Annotated in this window: 17 protein-coding genes and 1 tRNA gene; 6 read left to right on the top strand and 12 right to left on the bottom strand. The window is 62.9% G+C overall.

From position 1 onward, the window contains the following. Nucleotides 1-5 precede the first annotated feature (5 nt). Genes AC1D2G_RS12685 through AC1D2G_RS12670 form a run of 4 tightly spaced genes read right to left on the bottom strand, consistent with a single transcriptional unit; the run spans nt 6 to nt 4,444 of the window. Entirely contained in the window at nt 6-782 is a 777-nt protein-coding gene (locus tag AC1D2G_RS12685) for an enoyl-CoA hydratase/isomerase family protein (protein WP_477306529.1), read from the bottom strand. After that, entirely contained in the window at nt 775-2,376 is a 1,602-nt protein-coding gene (locus AC1D2G_RS12680) for an acyl CoA:acetate/3-ketoacid CoA transferase (RefSeq protein WP_477414313.1), read from the bottom strand. The genes AC1D2G_RS12685 and AC1D2G_RS12680 overlap by 8 nt, the downstream gene beginning before the upstream one ends. Then, nucleotides 2,373-3,389, bottom strand: a complete 1,017-nt coding sequence (locus AC1D2G_RS12675; protein WP_477414311.1) for a Gfo/Idh/MocA family protein — start codon at nt 3,387-3,389, stop codon at nt 2,373-2,375. The genes AC1D2G_RS12680 and AC1D2G_RS12675 overlap by 4 nt, the downstream gene beginning before the upstream one ends. Further along, nucleotides 3,386-4,444: a LacI family DNA-binding transcriptional regulator gene (locus tag AC1D2G_RS12670; RefSeq protein WP_477414309.1), complete on the bottom strand. Its 1,059-nt coding sequence runs from the start codon at nt 4,442-4,444 to the stop codon at nt 3,386-3,388. Before AC1D2G_RS12670 ends, AC1D2G_RS12675 begins: the two co-directional genes overlap by 4 nt. Nucleotides 4,445-4,683: 239 nt before the next feature. Here AC1D2G_RS12670 and AC1D2G_RS12665 point away from each other — a divergent pair, with 239 nt between their 5' ends. Beyond that, on the top strand, nt 4,684-5,844 hold the full coding sequence (locus AC1D2G_RS12665; protein ID WP_477414307.1) for a dihydrodipicolinate synthase family protein: 1,161 nt from the start codon (nt 4,684-4,686) through the stop codon (nt 5,842-5,844). An 82-nt stretch (nt 5,845-5,926) separates the two neighbouring features. Further along, nucleotides 5,927-6,724 carry a M15 family metallopeptidase gene (locus AC1D2G_RS12660; protein ID WP_477414305.1) on the top strand — a complete coding sequence of 266 codons (798 nt, stop codon included), beginning with the start codon at nt 5,927-5,929 and terminating at the stop codon, nt 6,722-6,724. Between the two features lie 62 nt (nt 6,725-6,786). On the opposite strand, the gene AC1D2G_RS12655 is transcribed toward AC1D2G_RS12660, so the two are convergent. Together AC1D2G_RS12655 and cpdR are read right to left on the bottom strand one after the other, a co-directional pair. Beyond that, nucleotides 6,787-6,861 (bottom strand) — tRNA-Val (locus tag AC1D2G_RS12655). Nucleotides 6,862-7,082: 221 nt separating this feature from the next. Next, nucleotides 7,083-7,445: a cell cycle two-component system response regulator CpdR gene (cpdR, locus tag AC1D2G_RS12650; protein WP_006199474.1), complete on the bottom strand. Its 363-nt coding sequence runs from the start codon at nt 7,443-7,445 to the stop codon at nt 7,083-7,085. Between the two features lie 163 nt (nt 7,446-7,608). Here cpdR and AC1D2G_RS12645 point away from each other — a divergent pair, with 163 nt between their 5' ends. Together AC1D2G_RS12645 and hisN are read left to right on the top strand one after the other, a co-directional pair. Next, nucleotides 7,609-8,550 carry an N-formylglutamate amidohydrolase gene (locus AC1D2G_RS12645; protein WP_477414304.1) on the top strand — a complete coding sequence of 314 codons (942 nt, stop codon included), beginning with the start codon at nt 7,609-7,611 and terminating at the stop codon, nt 8,548-8,550. Nucleotides 8,551-8,866: 316 nt separating this feature from the next. Beyond that, nucleotides 8,867-9,640, top strand: a complete 774-nt coding sequence (gene hisN / locus AC1D2G_RS12640) for a histidinol-phosphatase (protein WP_095084986.1) — start codon at nt 8,867-8,869, stop codon at nt 9,638-9,640. A 16-nt stretch (nt 9,641-9,656) separates the two neighbouring features. On the opposite strand, the gene AC1D2G_RS12635 is transcribed toward hisN, so the two are convergent. From AC1D2G_RS12635 to AC1D2G_RS12625, 3 genes are all read right to left on the bottom strand, one after another. Next, complete coding sequence (locus tag AC1D2G_RS12635) at nt 9,657-10,487, bottom strand: helix-turn-helix domain-containing protein (protein WP_477414579.1); 831 nt, start codon at nt 10,485-10,487, stop codon at nt 9,657-9,659. Nucleotides 10,488-10,691: 204 nt separating this feature from the next. Continuing rightward, nucleotides 10,692-10,808: a DUF1127 domain-containing protein gene (locus tag AC1D2G_RS12630; protein ID WP_477414302.1), complete on the bottom strand. Its 117-nt coding sequence runs from the start codon at nt 10,806-10,808 to the stop codon at nt 10,692-10,694. A gap of 137 nt (nt 10,809-10,945) precedes the next feature. Then, nucleotides 10,946-11,101 (bottom strand): hypothetical protein, encoded by a 156-nt coding sequence (locus AC1D2G_RS12625; protein WP_167392101.1) that lies wholly within the window; start codon nt 11,099-11,101, stop codon nt 10,946-10,948. A 175-nt stretch (nt 11,102-11,276) separates the two neighbouring features. Between AC1D2G_RS12625 and AC1D2G_RS12620 the strand changes: the two genes are divergently transcribed. Continuing rightward, nucleotides 11,277-11,789 carry a DUF1579 domain-containing protein gene (locus AC1D2G_RS12620; RefSeq protein WP_477414300.1) on the top strand — a complete coding sequence of 171 codons (513 nt, stop codon included), beginning with the start codon at nt 11,277-11,279 and terminating at the stop codon, nt 11,787-11,789. A gap of 18 nt (nt 11,790-11,807) precedes the next feature. Here the strand turns inward: AC1D2G_RS12620 and AC1D2G_RS12615 are convergent, their stop codons facing one another. After that, nucleotides 11,808-12,785, bottom strand: a complete 978-nt coding sequence (locus AC1D2G_RS12615; protein WP_477414298.1) for an alpha/beta fold hydrolase — start codon at nt 12,783-12,785, stop codon at nt 11,808-11,810. Between the two features lie 478 nt (nt 12,786-13,263). On the opposite strand from AC1D2G_RS12615, the gene AC1D2G_RS12610 reads away from it, so the two are divergent. Further along, a complete protein-coding gene (locus AC1D2G_RS12610) occupies nt 13,264-13,731 on the top strand; it encodes an Hsp20 family protein (RefSeq protein WP_023759726.1) in 468 nt (155 codons plus the stop codon). A gap of 67 nt (nt 13,732-13,798) precedes the next feature. Here the strand turns inward: AC1D2G_RS12610 and AC1D2G_RS12605 are convergent, their stop codons facing one another. Together AC1D2G_RS12605 and AC1D2G_RS12600 are read right to left on the bottom strand one after the other, a co-directional pair. Further along, on the bottom strand, nt 13,799-14,668 hold the full coding sequence (locus AC1D2G_RS12605; RefSeq protein WP_477414296.1) for an MBL fold metallo-hydrolase: 870 nt from the start codon (nt 14,666-14,668) through the stop codon (nt 13,799-13,801). A gap of 36 nt (nt 14,669-14,704) precedes the next feature. Next, nucleotides 14,705-15,754, bottom strand: coding sequence for a threonine aldolase family protein (locus tag AC1D2G_RS12600; RefSeq protein ID WP_095084577.1), 1,050 nt, complete (start codon nt 15,752-15,754; stop codon nt 14,705-14,707). Nucleotides 15,755-15,795: the final 41 nt, after the last annotated feature.

Here is a 15,795-nt window from a genome sequence, read left to right as displayed (position 1 = left end):
AATCCTCAGGATCTTGAAAATGCTGGTTTTTGCTTGGTCTTGAAAGAGCCGACGCCGGCTTTGAGATCGCCGGTCAGGGCGATGAAGCCGCTGGCCAGCGCTTCTGTCGCCGCGGCACTTTCCTCGCCTTCGGCGACCGCGACCATCAGCTTGGCGGCTTCCGTCGCCAGCGGGCCGCGCTCGGCGATCTTTTCGGCCCAGGCCCTGGCTTCGGACAGGCCGCTGCCGGTTTCGACCACCCGGTCGACCACGCCGAGCGCCAGCGCTTCGGGAGCGAGCAGAATCTCGCCGCCCAGCGCCATACGCCGCACCGTCTGCGCGCCGAAGCGGCGCACCGCGCGTTGTGTGCCGGACCAGCCGGGGACAACACCGATCGAGGTTTCGGGGAAGCCTAATTTCACCTGTGTCTCGGCCACGCGGAAGTCGCAGGCGACCGCCAGCTCCAGCCCACCGCCCAGCGCATGGCCGGACAGCACGGCGATGGTCGGTTGCCGCAACCGCGCCAGCCGGTCAAAGACGCGATGGCCGTAGCGGACCCATTGCACCTGGAAGTCGGCGGCACTCATCTGCGCCCACGCCTCGACATCGCCGCCGGCGCAAAAGCCCTTGCCTTCGCCGCGCAGCAGCACGACACGCACGCCTTCCGCCATTTCCGCTTCGTCCAGCGCTGCCTCCAGCGCGCGCAGCATCGGAATATCCAGCGCGTTGAATTTCTCCGGCCGGCGCAGCGTGACGACGCCGATGGCACCATCCTGCTCGAATGTGACGAGACGCTCAGCCATGCGCGCCTCCAAGCGAGGCGCCGCCATTCAGCGACAGCCCGATCGGCTGGTCCAGGTAGAGCGCTGCCGGTGTCGTCTTGAGATCCTTGGCGACGCCGAGCGGGATCTCGGCCTGGGCCAACACGTCGCGCTGCAGGTCGATACCGGGTGCGAGTTCGGTGACGACCAGGCCCTCCGGCGTCAGCTTCATCACGCAACGCTCGGTGACATAGGTGATGTCCTGTCCCTGCGCGACCGCGCGCTTGCCCGAGAAGGAGATGTGCTCGACCTCGTTGACCACCTTCTTGACCTTGCCCTCCTGGTCGATGCGGATGCCGCCATCGGCCAAGGAGAGTTTCGCCCCGGCGTTGAAGAAGCCCGAGAAGACGATCTTCCTTGCCCGGGCGGTGATGTCGACGAAGCCGCCGGCACCGGCGGTGACATGCGGCCGTGCGGACAGTTTCGAGACGTTGACCGAGCCGTGGCGGTCGATCTGTAGGAAGGACAGCAGCGACGCGTCGAAGCCGCCGGCCTGGAAATAGATGAATTGGTGCGGCGAGGGCATGATCGCCTCGGCGTTCGAAGCGCAGCCGAACTTGAAGTCGAGCAGCGGCACGCCCCCAACGGCACCCTGTTCGATCACCCAGGTGACCTTGCCGTGCTGGCCTTCCTCGAGGAGGATACGCGGCACATTGGCCGAGATGCCGAAGCCGATGTTGACGGCCATGCCGTCGCGGAGTTCCAAGGCGACGCGGCGCGCGATCACCTTCTGGACGTTCATTTCGGCATTGCGGAAGCTCGACAGCGGCCGGAAGACCTCGCCCGAGATTGCCGGATCGTAGGGCGTCAGCGTCGTCTGCAACTGGTCGGGCGCGACGACGATGTGGTCGACCAGCACGCCGGGCACGCGCACGTCGTGCGGCTTCAGCGTGCCGTTCTCGACGACGCGCTTGACCTGGGCAATGACGACGCCGCCATTGTTGCGGGCGGCGAGCGCCTGCTCCAGGCCGCCAAGATAGGCGCCCTCATGCTCGTAGGTGAGGTTGCCGCGCTCGTCCGATGTGGTGGCGCGGATGATCGAGATCTGTGGCACGATAGAGCGGAAATAGAGCCATTCCTCGCCGTCGAACTGCTGCACCGAAACGATCGGCTCACCGGCGGCCGCGTTCATGGCGCAGCCCTGGTGGCGGGGGTCGGCAAAGGTGTCGAGGCCGACCTTGGTCAGCACACCCGGACGCTTGGCGGCGGCTTCGCGGTGCATGTCGAACAATATGCCGGACGGCACATTGTAGGCTGCGACCGAATTGTCGCCGATCATCTTCCAGATCTGCGGCGGCTCGGACGAAGAGGGGCCCGACGGATAGGAGCCACACAATGTGCGCTTCAACAGGCCAGGCTTGGCCAGATGGTCGATGCCCTTGATGCCATACATGTCGCCGGCGGCGATCGGGTGCAGCGTGGTGATGTCTTTCGGATGGCCTTCGCTGTCGAAGCGCTCGCCGATCGCGGCCAGCACCGCGTCCGGGCAGCCGAGACCGCTCGACGACGAGACGGACACCACCATGCCATCCTTGATCAGGCCTGCGGCTTCAGCGGCGGAAACGACCTTGCTCAATTCCTGCTCCCGAGTTTCGGGTCGATCTTGACGGCCTTGCCGGAACCGGCCGATTGAAGGGCTGCTTCGGCAGCTGTGAGCGACCAGATGCCGTCCTCGCCGGTGGCCGAAGGTTGGCCTTCGCCACGGATCGCGGCGTGGAACTGGCGCAGTGACCGGGAATAGAGGTCCTCGCGGTCGAAGCTCAGTTCCTCCTCGCCGTTGGCCGTGCGCAGCAACACCGAGCCGACCGGTTTCTGCGTCATCACGTTCCTGGCGATCAGCGAGCCCTCAGAGCCATGCACCTCGAAACCGGTGTCGGCGAATTTGGTGGTGAAGCCTTCATGCGACTGGGCGATGACGCCCGATTTGAAGCGCCAGATGCACATGGCGCCGTCTTCCAGCCCACTACCGGCCATGCCGGCCGACTGCGTGAAGGCCAACACTTCGACCGGATCGTCGCCGAGCACAAAGCGCAGCGTGTCGGCATCATGCACGGTGATGTCGAGCACCACGCCCCCGCCTGCCTCAGGCTTCGTGATGCGCCAGCCCTGCAGGTTTTCGGGCAGGTAGACGGCATGGAAGACGCGCGCGGCGATCGGCTTGCCGATGCGGCCGGCGGCGATGGCCTCGCGCATAGCGCGGTGCGCGCCGGCATTGCGCAGATGGTGATTGGTGCCGAGCACGACGCCGGCTGCCTTCGCGGCGGCGACCATTGTGCGCGCGTCGTCGCTGGTCAGCGCCAGCGGCTTTTCGCACAGCACATGCTTTGCCGCCTTTGCTGCGGCCAAAGCCTGCTCCAGATGCAGTTCGTTGGTGGTCGAGATGTAGACCGCGTCGATGTCGGCGCCCAGCAGAGCATCAAGCGTCGAAACAGCCAGCGGGATGTTGTTTTCCGCGGCATAGGCCGTGGCGCGCTCGGGATTGGAACTCATGACCGCCGCGATCTCGCCATCGCCCTGCGAACGGATGGCGTTGATCATGAACTGTCTGGCGATCGTGCTGGCGCCGATCAAGCCCCATCTGACGCTCATGCCGCATCCCCCATTCCTGCGGGCCTGTTTCGGGCGCGGCGATCCGGGCCGCAGCTTTCCCTGACCACCAGATTGATCGCACCGATATGATCTTCGGCCCGCGTCGTGCGCGACTGGATCATCTTAAGCATGACATGGGCGGCGCGTTCGCCGAGGCCGGCCGTGTCCACCGAGACGCTGGTCAAGGCCGGCATGTAGTGCTCGGCCTCGACCACGTCGTCGAAGCCGACGACGGCGAAATCCGGTCCCGGCTCAAGCCCACGCTTGCGCAGCGCCAGCATGACGCCAAAAGCGACCGCATCGTTGAAGCAGAGTGCCGCAGTCGGCGGTTCGGATGTTGCGAGAGCGGTATCCAGACAGGCGATGCCGCCCCTGCGGCTGGTCTCGCCTTCGATCACGGTGATGTCGCGGGCGGCGATGCCAAGCGTCTCGCAGGCTTCACGAAAGCCGCCCAGCCGCTCTTGATAGACCACGAGGTCGGCCGAGCCGCCGAAGAAGGCCAGCCGGCGATGCCCCTTGCCGATGAGATGGGCGGCGGCCAGGTAGGCGCCGCGATGATTGTCGGGCGTGATCACCGGAATGCGGCTTTCGGGCAGCCGGCGCATGGCGAAGACGACCGGAACGCCCGCCAACTCCAGGCGGCGGAATGCGCCTGGCGTGGTGCCGCGCGCCGGTGACACGATGAGGCCGGCGACGCCTTGCTCCATCAGCGATTTGAGCACCTCTTCCTGGCGCACCGGATTTTCCGCCGTGTTGGCTATGAAAGGCACGATGCCGGCCGACTGGAAGACGCGCTCCATGCCTACCGCCAGTTCGGCGAAGAAAGGATTGGTGAGATCGTTGATGACCATGCCGATGACGTTGGAATGAGCCTTGCGCAGATTGGCGGCGCCACGGTTGTAGACGTAACCGACATCCTCGATCGCCTTGCGAACCTTGACCGCGGTCTCAGGCCGGATCAGCCCGCTGCCCTGGAGCACGAGCGATACCGTCGATTTGGACACGCCTGCCTCGCGGGCGATGTCGAATATCGTTGCCTTGGCCCGGCTGGCCATCCAGATGCATCCTCCCGCTTTTCAAACCGATCTATTGGAACGTTCTAATCACTAACCCCATCTGGAGTCAATCGAGGTTCCTTCCAGATTCGAAAAATTGATCCCATGAGGCTTACAAGCCCATTCTATATGGCTTCCGTGTTGCGGCGCAGCATTTGCCCACGAATGAGCCTTGAATCTTAAAGGTTCTTGATTTATTGGAACGTTCCATTTATAGGCACGGCGATAGGGAGAGATCGATGGACATTTCCTTGCCTGGTGAGGGTGGCCGCAGCAGCCGCTACGCTCTGGTCGGCCAGCCGGTGCAGCCGGCGGTCGGCGCACGGTTTTCGCGCATCGCTTATGCCGCGGCCCATGTCGTTGCCGATCCGCTGGCGATGACCGATCCGTGGTCGCAGCCGGTGGTCGACTGGGACAGAACGATGGCATTCCGTCATCATCTGTGGCGGCTCGGCTTCCGCATCGCCGAGGCGATGGATACCTCGCAGCGCGGCATGGGTTTCGACTGGACTAATGCGCAGGAGTTGATCCGCCGCTCGATCGCGGAAGCGCGCACCGTCGAAGGCGCCGATCTCGCCTCTGGTGCCGGCACCGACCACCTGGCGCCAAGCGCCGCCCGGACGCTCGACGATGTCATCGCCGCCTATGAAGAGCAGTTCGCTTTCATCGAAGGGCTGGGCGGCAAGGCGATCATGATGGCCAGCCGCGCATTGGCGGCGGTTGCCAAGGGCCCGGACGACTATGCCCGTGTCTACGACCGCATCCTGTCCCAAGCGTCCGGCAAGGTCATCCTGCACTGGCTGGGCGACATGTTCGATCCGGCGCTGAAAGGTTACTGGGGCAGCGGCGATTTCGAGTCCGCGCTCGACACCGTCGTCGCCATCATCGAACGCCACGCCGGCAAGGTGGAGGGGATAAAAATCTCGCTGCTCGATGCCGGCAAGGAAGTCGCGCTCAGGAATCGGCTGCCGGACGGCGTCGTCATGTTCACCGGCGACGACTTCAATTATCCCGAACTGATTGCCGGCGACGGCGGACGACATTCGCACGCGCTGCTTGGCATTTTCGATGCGATTGCGCCGGTCGCCAACGCGGCGCTGGCGAAGCTGGCGGATGGCGACCGCGCCGGCTATGACGCGCTGATGGCGCCGACCGTGCCGCTATCGCGAAAAATCTTCGAGGCGCCGACCGAATACTACAAGGCCGGCATCGTCTTCATGGCCTGGCTGAACGGCCATCAGGATCATTTCGAGATGGTCGGCGGCATGCAGTCGGCGCGTGGTATCCGCCACTATGCCGATGTCTTCCGCCTTGCCGACCAGGCCGGGTTGCTTGCCGATCCGGAACTGGCGGTGGCCAGGATGAGAAGTTTGTGTGCCGTCGCGGGCATCTCAGGATAAATGTGGGCTCGTGCCCTGATCACATTCCCTTTTCGTTTATGATCGAAATGGTAGGCGTGCGATTTCGGGGGCCGTGCTGGCGATGAAGCTAAGGATTTCCATCGTTTTCGTGGTCTTGCTGGCGGCCATCCCCTTGTCAGCCGCGCAAGGCGGTGATGGCGTCGATCAGGCTGACGCCAAGGCTGCGCTGCTCGAAGCCTACCCTGGCCTTTTTACCATCTCGGGCAATACAGTGACGTGGTCGGATGGTGCCACGATGGTGTGGGATGATGGCAAGGCACGCACGCCCGAGGAGTTGATCAAGTCCCCCGATATCGAGGACATGTTCCACTACGTTTATCCGACAGCCAGTGCCGGAGACCTTATCCCCGACGTGGATTTCGATCCCGGGCGGATTCGCAACGAGGCTTTTTTCAAAAAACTCTATGGGGCCAGTGCCGCGGCGGTCGGCCATCATTTGACGACCGTCAAATGGCTGCCCAAACTGGGCAAGTATCCGGTTCGGATAACGTCGCTCTTCGGTGTCGACGCGCGCCTCTCCAAAATCTCGAATGCCTTGCAGGAGTTGCCCGCCGACATGAGCCGCTACGGCCTCAAGCCAGGCGGCGGTTTCAACTGGCGGGTCATCGCCGGCACGGATCAGCTCAGCGTCCATTCCTTCGGCGCTGCATTCGATATCAATGTCGGTTATTCCGACTATTGGTTCTGGAACAAGCCCGATGACAAGGGCCGTATCCCGTTCAAGAATCGCATTCCCTTATCAATCGTCACGCTGTTTGAAAGGCAGGGTTTTATCTGGGGCGGGCGCTGGTATCACTACGACACCATGCATTTCGAATATCGGCCCGAATTGCTGCTCTACAAGGAAAAGCAGGGCTAGCCGGCCCTTGGATGCCTGGCCAGCGGATACTCGGCGCAACGTATTGATCGTCTGGGATTGGATGGTGGGCGTGACAGGGATTGAACCTGTGACCCCTGCAATGTCAATGCAGTGCTCTCCCGCTGAGCTACACGCCCATCCGAAGCCGCGCATACACCATTTTTGATCCAGCGCGTCAATAGCAGGAAAAAGGAAAGAAGGCGTCGTCTCGCCGCAGCGGTGACAAGGGTGCTTACGCCTAAAGCGCGTCGCGTTTGAACGGAATCAAGCGCCGCGCTTCAGGTCTTTGTTTTTATGCATGTCGTTCTCCCAAAACCGGGGCCACTTTTGGGCGACATGCATTGGCTCGGAAAGCGGCTCAGGCCGCCTGCAGCATCTTTTCGACCTCGTTGACGAGGTCGCGCAGGTGGAACGGCTTCGACAGCACCTTGGCGTCCTTAGGCGCCTTGGAATCCGGGTTCAGCGCAACGGCGGCAAAACCGGTGATGAACATGACCTTGAGGTCGGGATCGATCTCGGTGGCGCGGCGCGCCAGTTCGATGCCGTCCATCTCCGGCATGACGATGTCGGTCAGAAGCAGCGAGAACGGTTCCTCGCGCAGCCGCTCATAGGCGCTGGCGCCATTGTCGAAATCGCTGACCTGGTAGCCAGCGCGCTCCAGCGCTTTGACGAGGAACCGACGCATATCGTCGTCGTCTTCCGCCAGAAGAATGCGTGCCATGATATCCCGTCCGAATCACCCGCTCGAGATTGCCGTTGGGCAAGCCCGTTAACCATCCTGTATATGAGGAGGTGAGGGTAAACATCAAGTGAACGAGAACCGGGATGGACCATATTTGCCCGGACTGTGCTGCCGCTGAAATGCTGGACACGCGGCCAGCAAGGTGGCACCTTCACATGATGATGCACTGGTGTTTGCGGGTTCGCACAAATTGAAGACGGCAGCCGAGGATTTTTCGGTCTTTCCACCCTTCGAAATCCGTTCGGGCGCCGAGCAGCGCGTCCCCTTCCTTTTCAACTCACCGCATAGCGGCCGCTACTATCCGGAGCGCTTCCTTGCCATGGCAAGGCTGGACCGCAACGCCATCCGCCGGTCGGAAGACTGCTACGTCGACGAACTGTTCGGCGGCGCCGTGGCGCTGGGGGCGCCGATGCTGGCGGCGAACTTCCCGCGCGCCTATCTCGACGTCAACCGCGAGCCGTGGGAGCTCGATCCGCGCATGTTCGCCGAGCCGGTGCCGTCGTTCTGCAACATCCGCTCGGCGCGGGTGGCCGGCGGGCTTGGCACGGTGCCCAAGCTGGTCGGCGAGGGGCTCGATATCTATTCCGGCCGCTTGCCGCTGTCCGAAGCGGTCGCCCGCATCGAGGCCGTCTACAAGCCCTATCACGAGACGCTGAAACGGCTTTTGACCAGGACCCATGCGCGCTTCGGCTTTGCCGTTCTGATCGACTGTCATTCGATGCCGGCGAGCATCCGCGTCGGCGACAATGGCTTGAGGCCCGACTTCATCATCGGCGACCGTTTCGGCATCTCGGCCACCGCGGCGTTGACCGAGACCGCGATCGGCCTGCTCACCGCAATGGGCTACACCGTCGCCCACAACAAGCCCTATGCGGGCGGCTTCATCACCGAGCACTATGGCCGGCCGGCGCGCCATCTCCACGCCCTCCAGATCGAGGTCAATCGCGGGCTCTACATGAACGAGCGGACATTCGAGAAGGCCGCCGGCTTCGACGCGCTGGCCGACGATCTGTCGCGATTTTCGGCGGATCTGATGGCAATGCCGGACCATCATTTCATCGACCTGCCGCTGGCGGCGGAGTGAAACCTTGGTCCGGGGTGCTCCGGCGTAAAAAAAGACCGCATCGTTTGCACGATACGGTCGAAGTCTAGGGAGGAAACGCCCAAGGAGGGCATGGACAGGAAAACCTGTCCGAGGCTGAGGGTATTGTGCGCTGCACAAATGTCAAGCGACCTTCAGGCTTTTTTAATTCACTCTGATGTGGAAATTGCTTTTCGGTGACGCTTGTGTGACATCCGGGCAACAGGTGCCGTCGCGGAAAAATCGTCGAACACCCTTGTTTAGGCAGGAAATTGGCGGCAGAGCACGGCTCGGGCATGCTGCAATGCGGGAGAATCAGTTGGATATCAGCATCGATTTCATGCGCCGCATCGCGCGGGCGGCCGCGGCGGAAACCTTGCCGCGCTTCCGCAGTCAGGGCGCCGTCGCCAATAAGGAAAAAGGCAGTTTCGACCCGGTTACCGAAGCCGATCGCGAGGCCGAGCGCGCCATCCGGGCGCTGATATCGGCTGAGTATCCCGACCATGGCATCCTTGGCGAGGAGCACGGCAGCGAAAACATTTCGAGCAAACATGTCTGGGTGATCGACCCCATCGACGGCACGCGCGCCTTCATCTCCGGCCTGCCTGTGTGGGGGACGCTGGTCGGACTGACGGTCGACGGCGATGCGGTCGCCGGCATGATGTCGCAACCTTTCACCGGCGAGCTCTACTACGCCAACGCCTCGGGCTCTCACTATGAGGGGCCGGGTGGCCCGCGCAAGCTGACAACCCGCAAGACGACGAAGCTCGCCGACGCGACGCTGTTCACCACCACGCCGGCACTGTTCAAGGGCGAGGCGCGCGAGCGCTACGACCAGTTCGAAAAGCAGGTGCAACTCGCCCGCTACGGCACCGATTGCTATGCCTTCGCCATGATCGCATCGGGAAGCGTCGATATCGTCGCCGATCCCGGATTGAAGCCGTACGACATCGTGGCGCTGATCCCGATCATCGAAAAGGCCGGCGGCGTGGTCACCACATTCGATGGCGGGCCGGCGGAGAAGGGCGGCGATGTCGTGGCAGCGGCGACGCCGGAGCTGCATGCGGCGGCGATGGCTGCGCTCCGAGGCTGACTTTTCCTGAACTGCTTCAACGCGGCTTGATCGAGCGCTGGAACTCCGCTGGGGTGCGGCCGTAAACCTGCCTGAACGCGGAGCTGAAATGGCTGTGGCTGGAGAAGCCAAGGTCCATGCCCAGCGTCGTCAGATTGTCGTAGCGGCCAAGCAGGTCGAGCGCGCGTGCCAGCCGCAGGCGCAAATGATAACGGTAGAGCGGCATGGCCTCGACCTGCTGGAACATCTGCGTCAGGTAGACCGGTGAGACGCCGACCTCGGCGGCAATTTCGGCCAGCGTCCAGCGTCGCGACAGATCCGAGGACAAAACGAGCTTGGCACGGTCGACCAGTTTCTGTCGGCCCGGGCTGGCGCCGGCGACATGCGAGGTCCGCTCGCCGAGAGAGCGCCGCACCAGCGTCAGCGCCAGGGTTTCGGCCTCGAGCGTTTCGGCTATGTTGCGGCTCAAGCTGTGGCGCAGCAAAGCCACCAAAGCCTGCGCCCGTGGGTCGATGCGCCGGCGTTGGCGACGAAACGCCGGGGTCGCGCCGCTGCGCAATTGCTCCTTCGGCACCAGCTCCAGCAGCTGAGCCTCCTCGACGACGAGATCGAGGCAGGCGTCGCCACCGTCGACGGGGTGGCTGATCCGATAGGCTTCCGCCTCGTTGAAGAACAGCAGCTGATTGGCTTCGGCGACGGCGTCATTGCGGCCGACATGGCGCACGAAGACGCCGCGATAGGGAAACACCAGATGCGTCGCCGACGTGCACTCTTCCTCGCTCCTGTGCCGGCATTGCCCGCTGCAGACGACGTCGCGCACCCTGACAGTGCCGGTGTCGAGAAGCGGCTGGACCGTGAATTGCGATATGGCCATTGCGTTGTTTTCCTGTGCCTGGCCATGGGTCCTGCATCGGCACTCTACGCAATCGGCCCGCCCATTCCTGTCAGGAGACTTCCAGGCAGGCTGCTTCTCAAAGCGCGTCGCATCAAAATGGATTCACGCGACGCGCTTTGAGTTTTGTTTCACGCATGTCGTCGCCCCAAAACGGGGACCACTTTTCGGCGGTATGCATCAATCCCACAGCCGGCGCGTGAATTCTGAGTAGGCTTCGCCGCGCGACAGACCGATGTCCTTGAGTTGGTCGTCGGTCATCTCGAGCAAAGCGCGGCGGCTTCGGCGCCTCTCCATCTGACTGCTGATCCAGCCAGCCTCGCAATGAATTGTGCGTACAAAGTCTGGCGAATGGTCACGGTGCGGATTGTCGGCGCCTGCGTCGGCACCGTGCCGGCCAGGCATTGCGTCGCCGTATGATCAGGGCGCATCGCTCAGTCCTCCCTGGTGCCAGCTGCCGAGGCGCCGGCTTCGTTCAGCGCTTGCGCGCATTCCTCGCAGCAGACTTCGACGGTCTTGCCGCCGACCTTGACGCGGATCGGGTTGGCGTCCAGCTGGCAATCACAGGCGGCGCAGGTTTTCTCGGTCATGATCTCATCTCCATGGCGTTCAGTTCAACGCGGACAGATGAGCACTGCGGGACGGCGCGGGCTGTCAGAATCTTTAGCACTTTGTCTGCCGCCGGCAGCGCCGGCCCATCCCTACTGACAACAGGGTGTCAGTTGGCACCGACTATGGAAGGGCTATTCCAGAGGAGGACCAGACATGCCGATGCAATCAACAGCCAGCCACGCCAATGACGGTCAGACGGAGGGGCGTAGCGATTTCGACTTCTTCTTCGGCTGCTGGAATGTCAGCCATCGAAGGCTGCAAAAGCGCCTTGCGGGCGACACCAACTGGGACGAATTCGGCGGCACATGCGAGGTACGCCCGCTGCTCGGCGGTCTTGGCAATGTCGACGACAATGTGATCGAGCTGCCGGGCGGCGCCTATCGCGCCGCAACGGTGCGGACCTTCGATCCGGCGACACGGCAATGGTCGATCTGGTGGATCGATGGCCGCAACCCGCTGACCATCGACGTGCCGGTGCGCGGCGCGTTCATCGACGGTGTCGGCACGTTCCTGTGCGAGGATGTCTTCGACGGACGGCCGATCCAGGTTCGTTTCCTCTGGTCACGGATGATGGAGAATTCGGCGCGCTGGGAACAGGCCTTTTCGCTTGATGGCGGCACGAGCTGGGAGACCAACTGGGTCATGGAGTTCGCCCGCCAGCCGTGAGCCGGGGATCGGCGTCTGTCAGGCCGTAGGGTCGTCGCTGCCGGGAATGAAGGCATCGAAGGCGGCGAGGAGTTGCTCGCGGTACATGTCGGCCTCCTGCAGGATTTCGTGGCGGGAGCCGTCGATCATCAGCAGTGACCCGAGCCGCAGACGCCTGGCATAGGCTTCCACTGCCTTGGTCGAGACGACCTGGTCGGCGCCGGCGGCGATTATCAGCATGGGGACCTGAATGCGAGCCATGAAGTCGGGGTCGCTGACAGCCTCGGATGCTTTGGCGGCGGCCTGCAGCCAGCGGATGGTCGGGCCGCCGAGCGCCAGCTGCGGGTACTCTTCGTAGATCCGCGTGTTGCGCCGGTAGCGCACCGGGTCGGACGTCAGCTTGTTGGTCTCGAAAGGGGCCGGCATCTTCGGCCGTGGACCCCAGGCGGCATAGAGCCGGCCAAGGCCGAGCGCGCAGAAGAACGAACAGACGCGCCGAACCGTCGATATCGAGACCGGCAGGTCGGGCACGGTCAGGAATGGTGCGATCAGCACCATGCGCCGCACGCGGTTCACCATCGACGGCGTGGCAAGCAGCGTGATCACCGCACCGGCTGAATGGGCGAGGATGTAGTAGGGGCCGCGGCAGTCGGGCAGCACGATCTCCTCGAAGAACTGCTCAAGGTCGGCGGTGTAGTCGCGGAAGCTACGGACATAGCCGCGCTGGCGATCGCGGATCAGACGGGAAGAATCACCCTGGCCGCGCCAGTCGAGGGTGGCGACGCCAAAGCCACGGTCGGCAAGATTGCGGATGGTTTCGAAATATTTCTCGATGCACTCGTTGCGGCCGGTGAGCACGACCACGGTGCCCTTCAACGGGCGAGTGACTGCGCCGAACAGGCCGTAGCGGATCTTCTTGCGGTCGCGGGTGGTGAAGAAGCCGCCGCTGGCGTTTTCCGGTCGTGGATTGCCCTCGATTTCGTGAAAAAGGGGGATGTCTTGGACAAGATCCGTCATTCGGCGCTTCGTGCTCGTGCCCGCCCGTGCTGGCTGGCTCCGCTAAGGTGATAGACGCCCATGCGCCAAAAGCAAAGGAATTCCCGGTGACGCGAGACCCACAATGGGGAAGGCCGGAAGCCGCTTGAAAGCGTGCTTCCGGCCTCTGTCGATCCGGGAGGAAGGGACGTTACACCCCGGTCGGCCTCGTTGCGGCGTCTCAAGAACGGTTCATCGTCCGGCGCGCCGCCAATCCTTGATCTTGGGCCCACTCTAGCGCCGGCTGTCTGAACGCGCGCCGAAGCTTTGGTTCATCTGCCGTTCATCAACGAACAGCCGCACGGTTTTTGCCGGCAGGAGAAATCTTGAAATGCCTTCGAGCGCTCCCCAAATGTCGGATGCGGTCGCCAATATCGGGGCCGCTGGTCCAGCCGAAACGCCGCTCAAGGGTTTCGCACCGGCCATACGCAAACCATGTTGCTCAACAGGAGAACACCTCATGCGTCACGTTGACTTTTCCCCGCTTTATCGCTCGACCGTCGGCTTCGACCGTCTCTTCACCATGCTCGATTCGCTTGCGCAGCCCGATGGCGCGCAGACTTATCCGCCCTACAACATCGAGCGCACCGGCGAGGATTCCTACCGGATCTCGATGGCCGTTGCCGGCTTCTCGGACGAGGAAATCTCGATCGAAGCCCATCGCAACGTGCTGACGGTAAAAGGTGAGCGCAAGGACGAGGGAACCGGCGAAGGTTCCGAACTGCTCTATCGCGGCATCGCCTCGAGGGCTTTCGAGCGCCGCTTCCAGCTTGCCGACCATGTTGAAGTCGTCGGCGCCGCGCTGAAGAACGGCCTGCTCTTCGTCGACCTCAAGCGCAACATTCCCGAGGAGTTGAAGCCGCGCAAGATCGCGATCACCTCGGCTCCGGCCAAGGCCAAGCAGATCGAGGCCAAGACCGCCAACTAAAGACCGCCAACTAAACCGATAGCCTCCCAAGGCAAAGGCGGCGCCGAAGGGCGCCGCCTTTCTATGTTTAGCTGGTAGTCCCCGAAGCCACCACGGCCTCAACGTTTTGTCGGTGAACGGCCTCGTATGGCGCGAAATAACCGACGGCACCGGAGGCGAACACTTCGGCAGCGAAGGCTCTCAAATCTTGCCTCACCAGATCGGGCTCGTGTCGGCAGCGAAGCAGCTTTTCGACATAGGATCGGGTAGCGGCAATGAACTCGCGACCGTACCCACCGGATTGGATCATCTGCAACGAACCGTGATTGGGTAGGATGCGGTCAAAGGTCCAGCCGGCCATGCGTTCGAGATCGTCCAGATGTTTAGTCAGCCGTTCCGGTTCGCCGACATAAGTGATCGGATCTTCAAGCGTATCGCCCGCAAAGAGCAGACCGGCGCTGGGCATGACCAACACGGTACCGTCGTGACTGTGGATTTCGACGTGCCGAAGGTCGACCGCTATCGACCCGACCATGAGGTCGAGATTGCCGTCGAATGTCCGATTCGGAAGGATAAGGGGTCTGATCGGCGGGTTCTCATTTTCCAGTTTGGTCCGGTTCTCTGCGAGAGCAGAGGCTGTGAGGTTGTTGGCGATGATTTCGCAATCCCGGAACACCTCGTTGCCGGCGACATGATCATCATGCCAATGACTGAGGACCACCCGCATCGAGGTGACGCCCATACCCTCTAGCGTTTGCCGGATGATCCGGGCGTGCTGAAGCGAAATATGCGTGTCATAGACAAGCGCTTCCGAGCCATCGACAATTGCATAGGTGCAAATGCCAAGGGCATAGGCGCCGTCATCGAGCCAATTGGGCTGATCCGACCAGCCGCGAACGCCCTCTATCCGGCCGTCATAAAAGCCGAGCACGTTTGGAGCGGGGCGGATCAGCCGCATAGTCGAGCCGAGCGGTGACATGGTCATAGGAAAAGCTCAAGCGATCAGGTGGCCAAGGTGGTCGATCTCTTCGGTCGTGGTCGCGAAGCTGGCGACGAAACGGTAGATCACTTCATTGTCGCCGAGGTGGCTGTCGAAGCCCTGCGGCAGACCCCATTCGTAGAATTTTGCCCCGGCCGCTTGCAGCTTTTCGGCTTTGGCGCGGTCGAGGATCGCGAACACTTCATTGGCCTGCGGCAGCCAGGCCAGCCGGCCTGCCGGTGCATCCTCGATCGTCGCGGCCAGCCGCGCGGCCATGGCATTGGCGTGGTGCGCCATCCTCAGCCAGAGATCGTCGGTGAAATAGGCTTCGAACTGAGCCGAGATGAAGCGCGCCTTGGAAAAGGTCTGCCCGGCGCGCTGGCGAAGCAGGCGCAGGTCGCGCGCCACGTCGGGGTTCAGGACCACCACAGCATCGGCCATCCAGCAGCCGTTCTTGGTGCCTCCGAAGGAGATGATATCGACGCCGCTCTTCCAGGTCATTTCTGCGGGACTGATGTCCGTCGCCGCAATCGCGTTGGCGAACCGCGCTCCGTCCATGTGCAGAGGCAGGCCGTGACGGCGGCTGACTTCGGCGATCGCCTTGACATCGTCGACGGTGTAGACGGTGCCGACCTCGGTCGCCTGGGTGATCGTCACCGCCATCGGCTGGCCGGCGGGGGCGAGGTCTTGCGAGTAGCGCGTGATGGCCCGGTCGAGGGCCTGCGGATTGATGCGCCCCAGTGGCCCCGGAACCGGCGACATGCGCGCTCCACCGGTGTAGAAGCCCGCGGCGCCGAATTCATCGACATTCATGTGCGCTTCGGAATGGCAGAAGGCGACGCCGCCGATGCGATTGCACGCCGCCATGGACAGCGCGTTGGCCGCCGTGCCGGTCGCGACGAAGAACACCGCGACATCCCGTTCGAAAATCTCGCTGAAGCGCCGGTAGACGGCGCGGTCGAGCTCGCCGTCGCCATAAGCGGTGGCGATGCCCGCGGCATGCCGGGATAAATTGGCCGAGATGTCGGGATGGACGCCCGCCCAGTTGTCGGATGCAAAAAACATCAGGAATCCTGCTTCGGTTGAAAACGGCGCGACCTTGGCTG

The sequence above is a fragment of the Mesorhizobium sp. P2_C7 genome (assembly GCF_056404515.1).
This window is presented reverse-complemented; position numbering and strand designations above follow the sequence as displayed.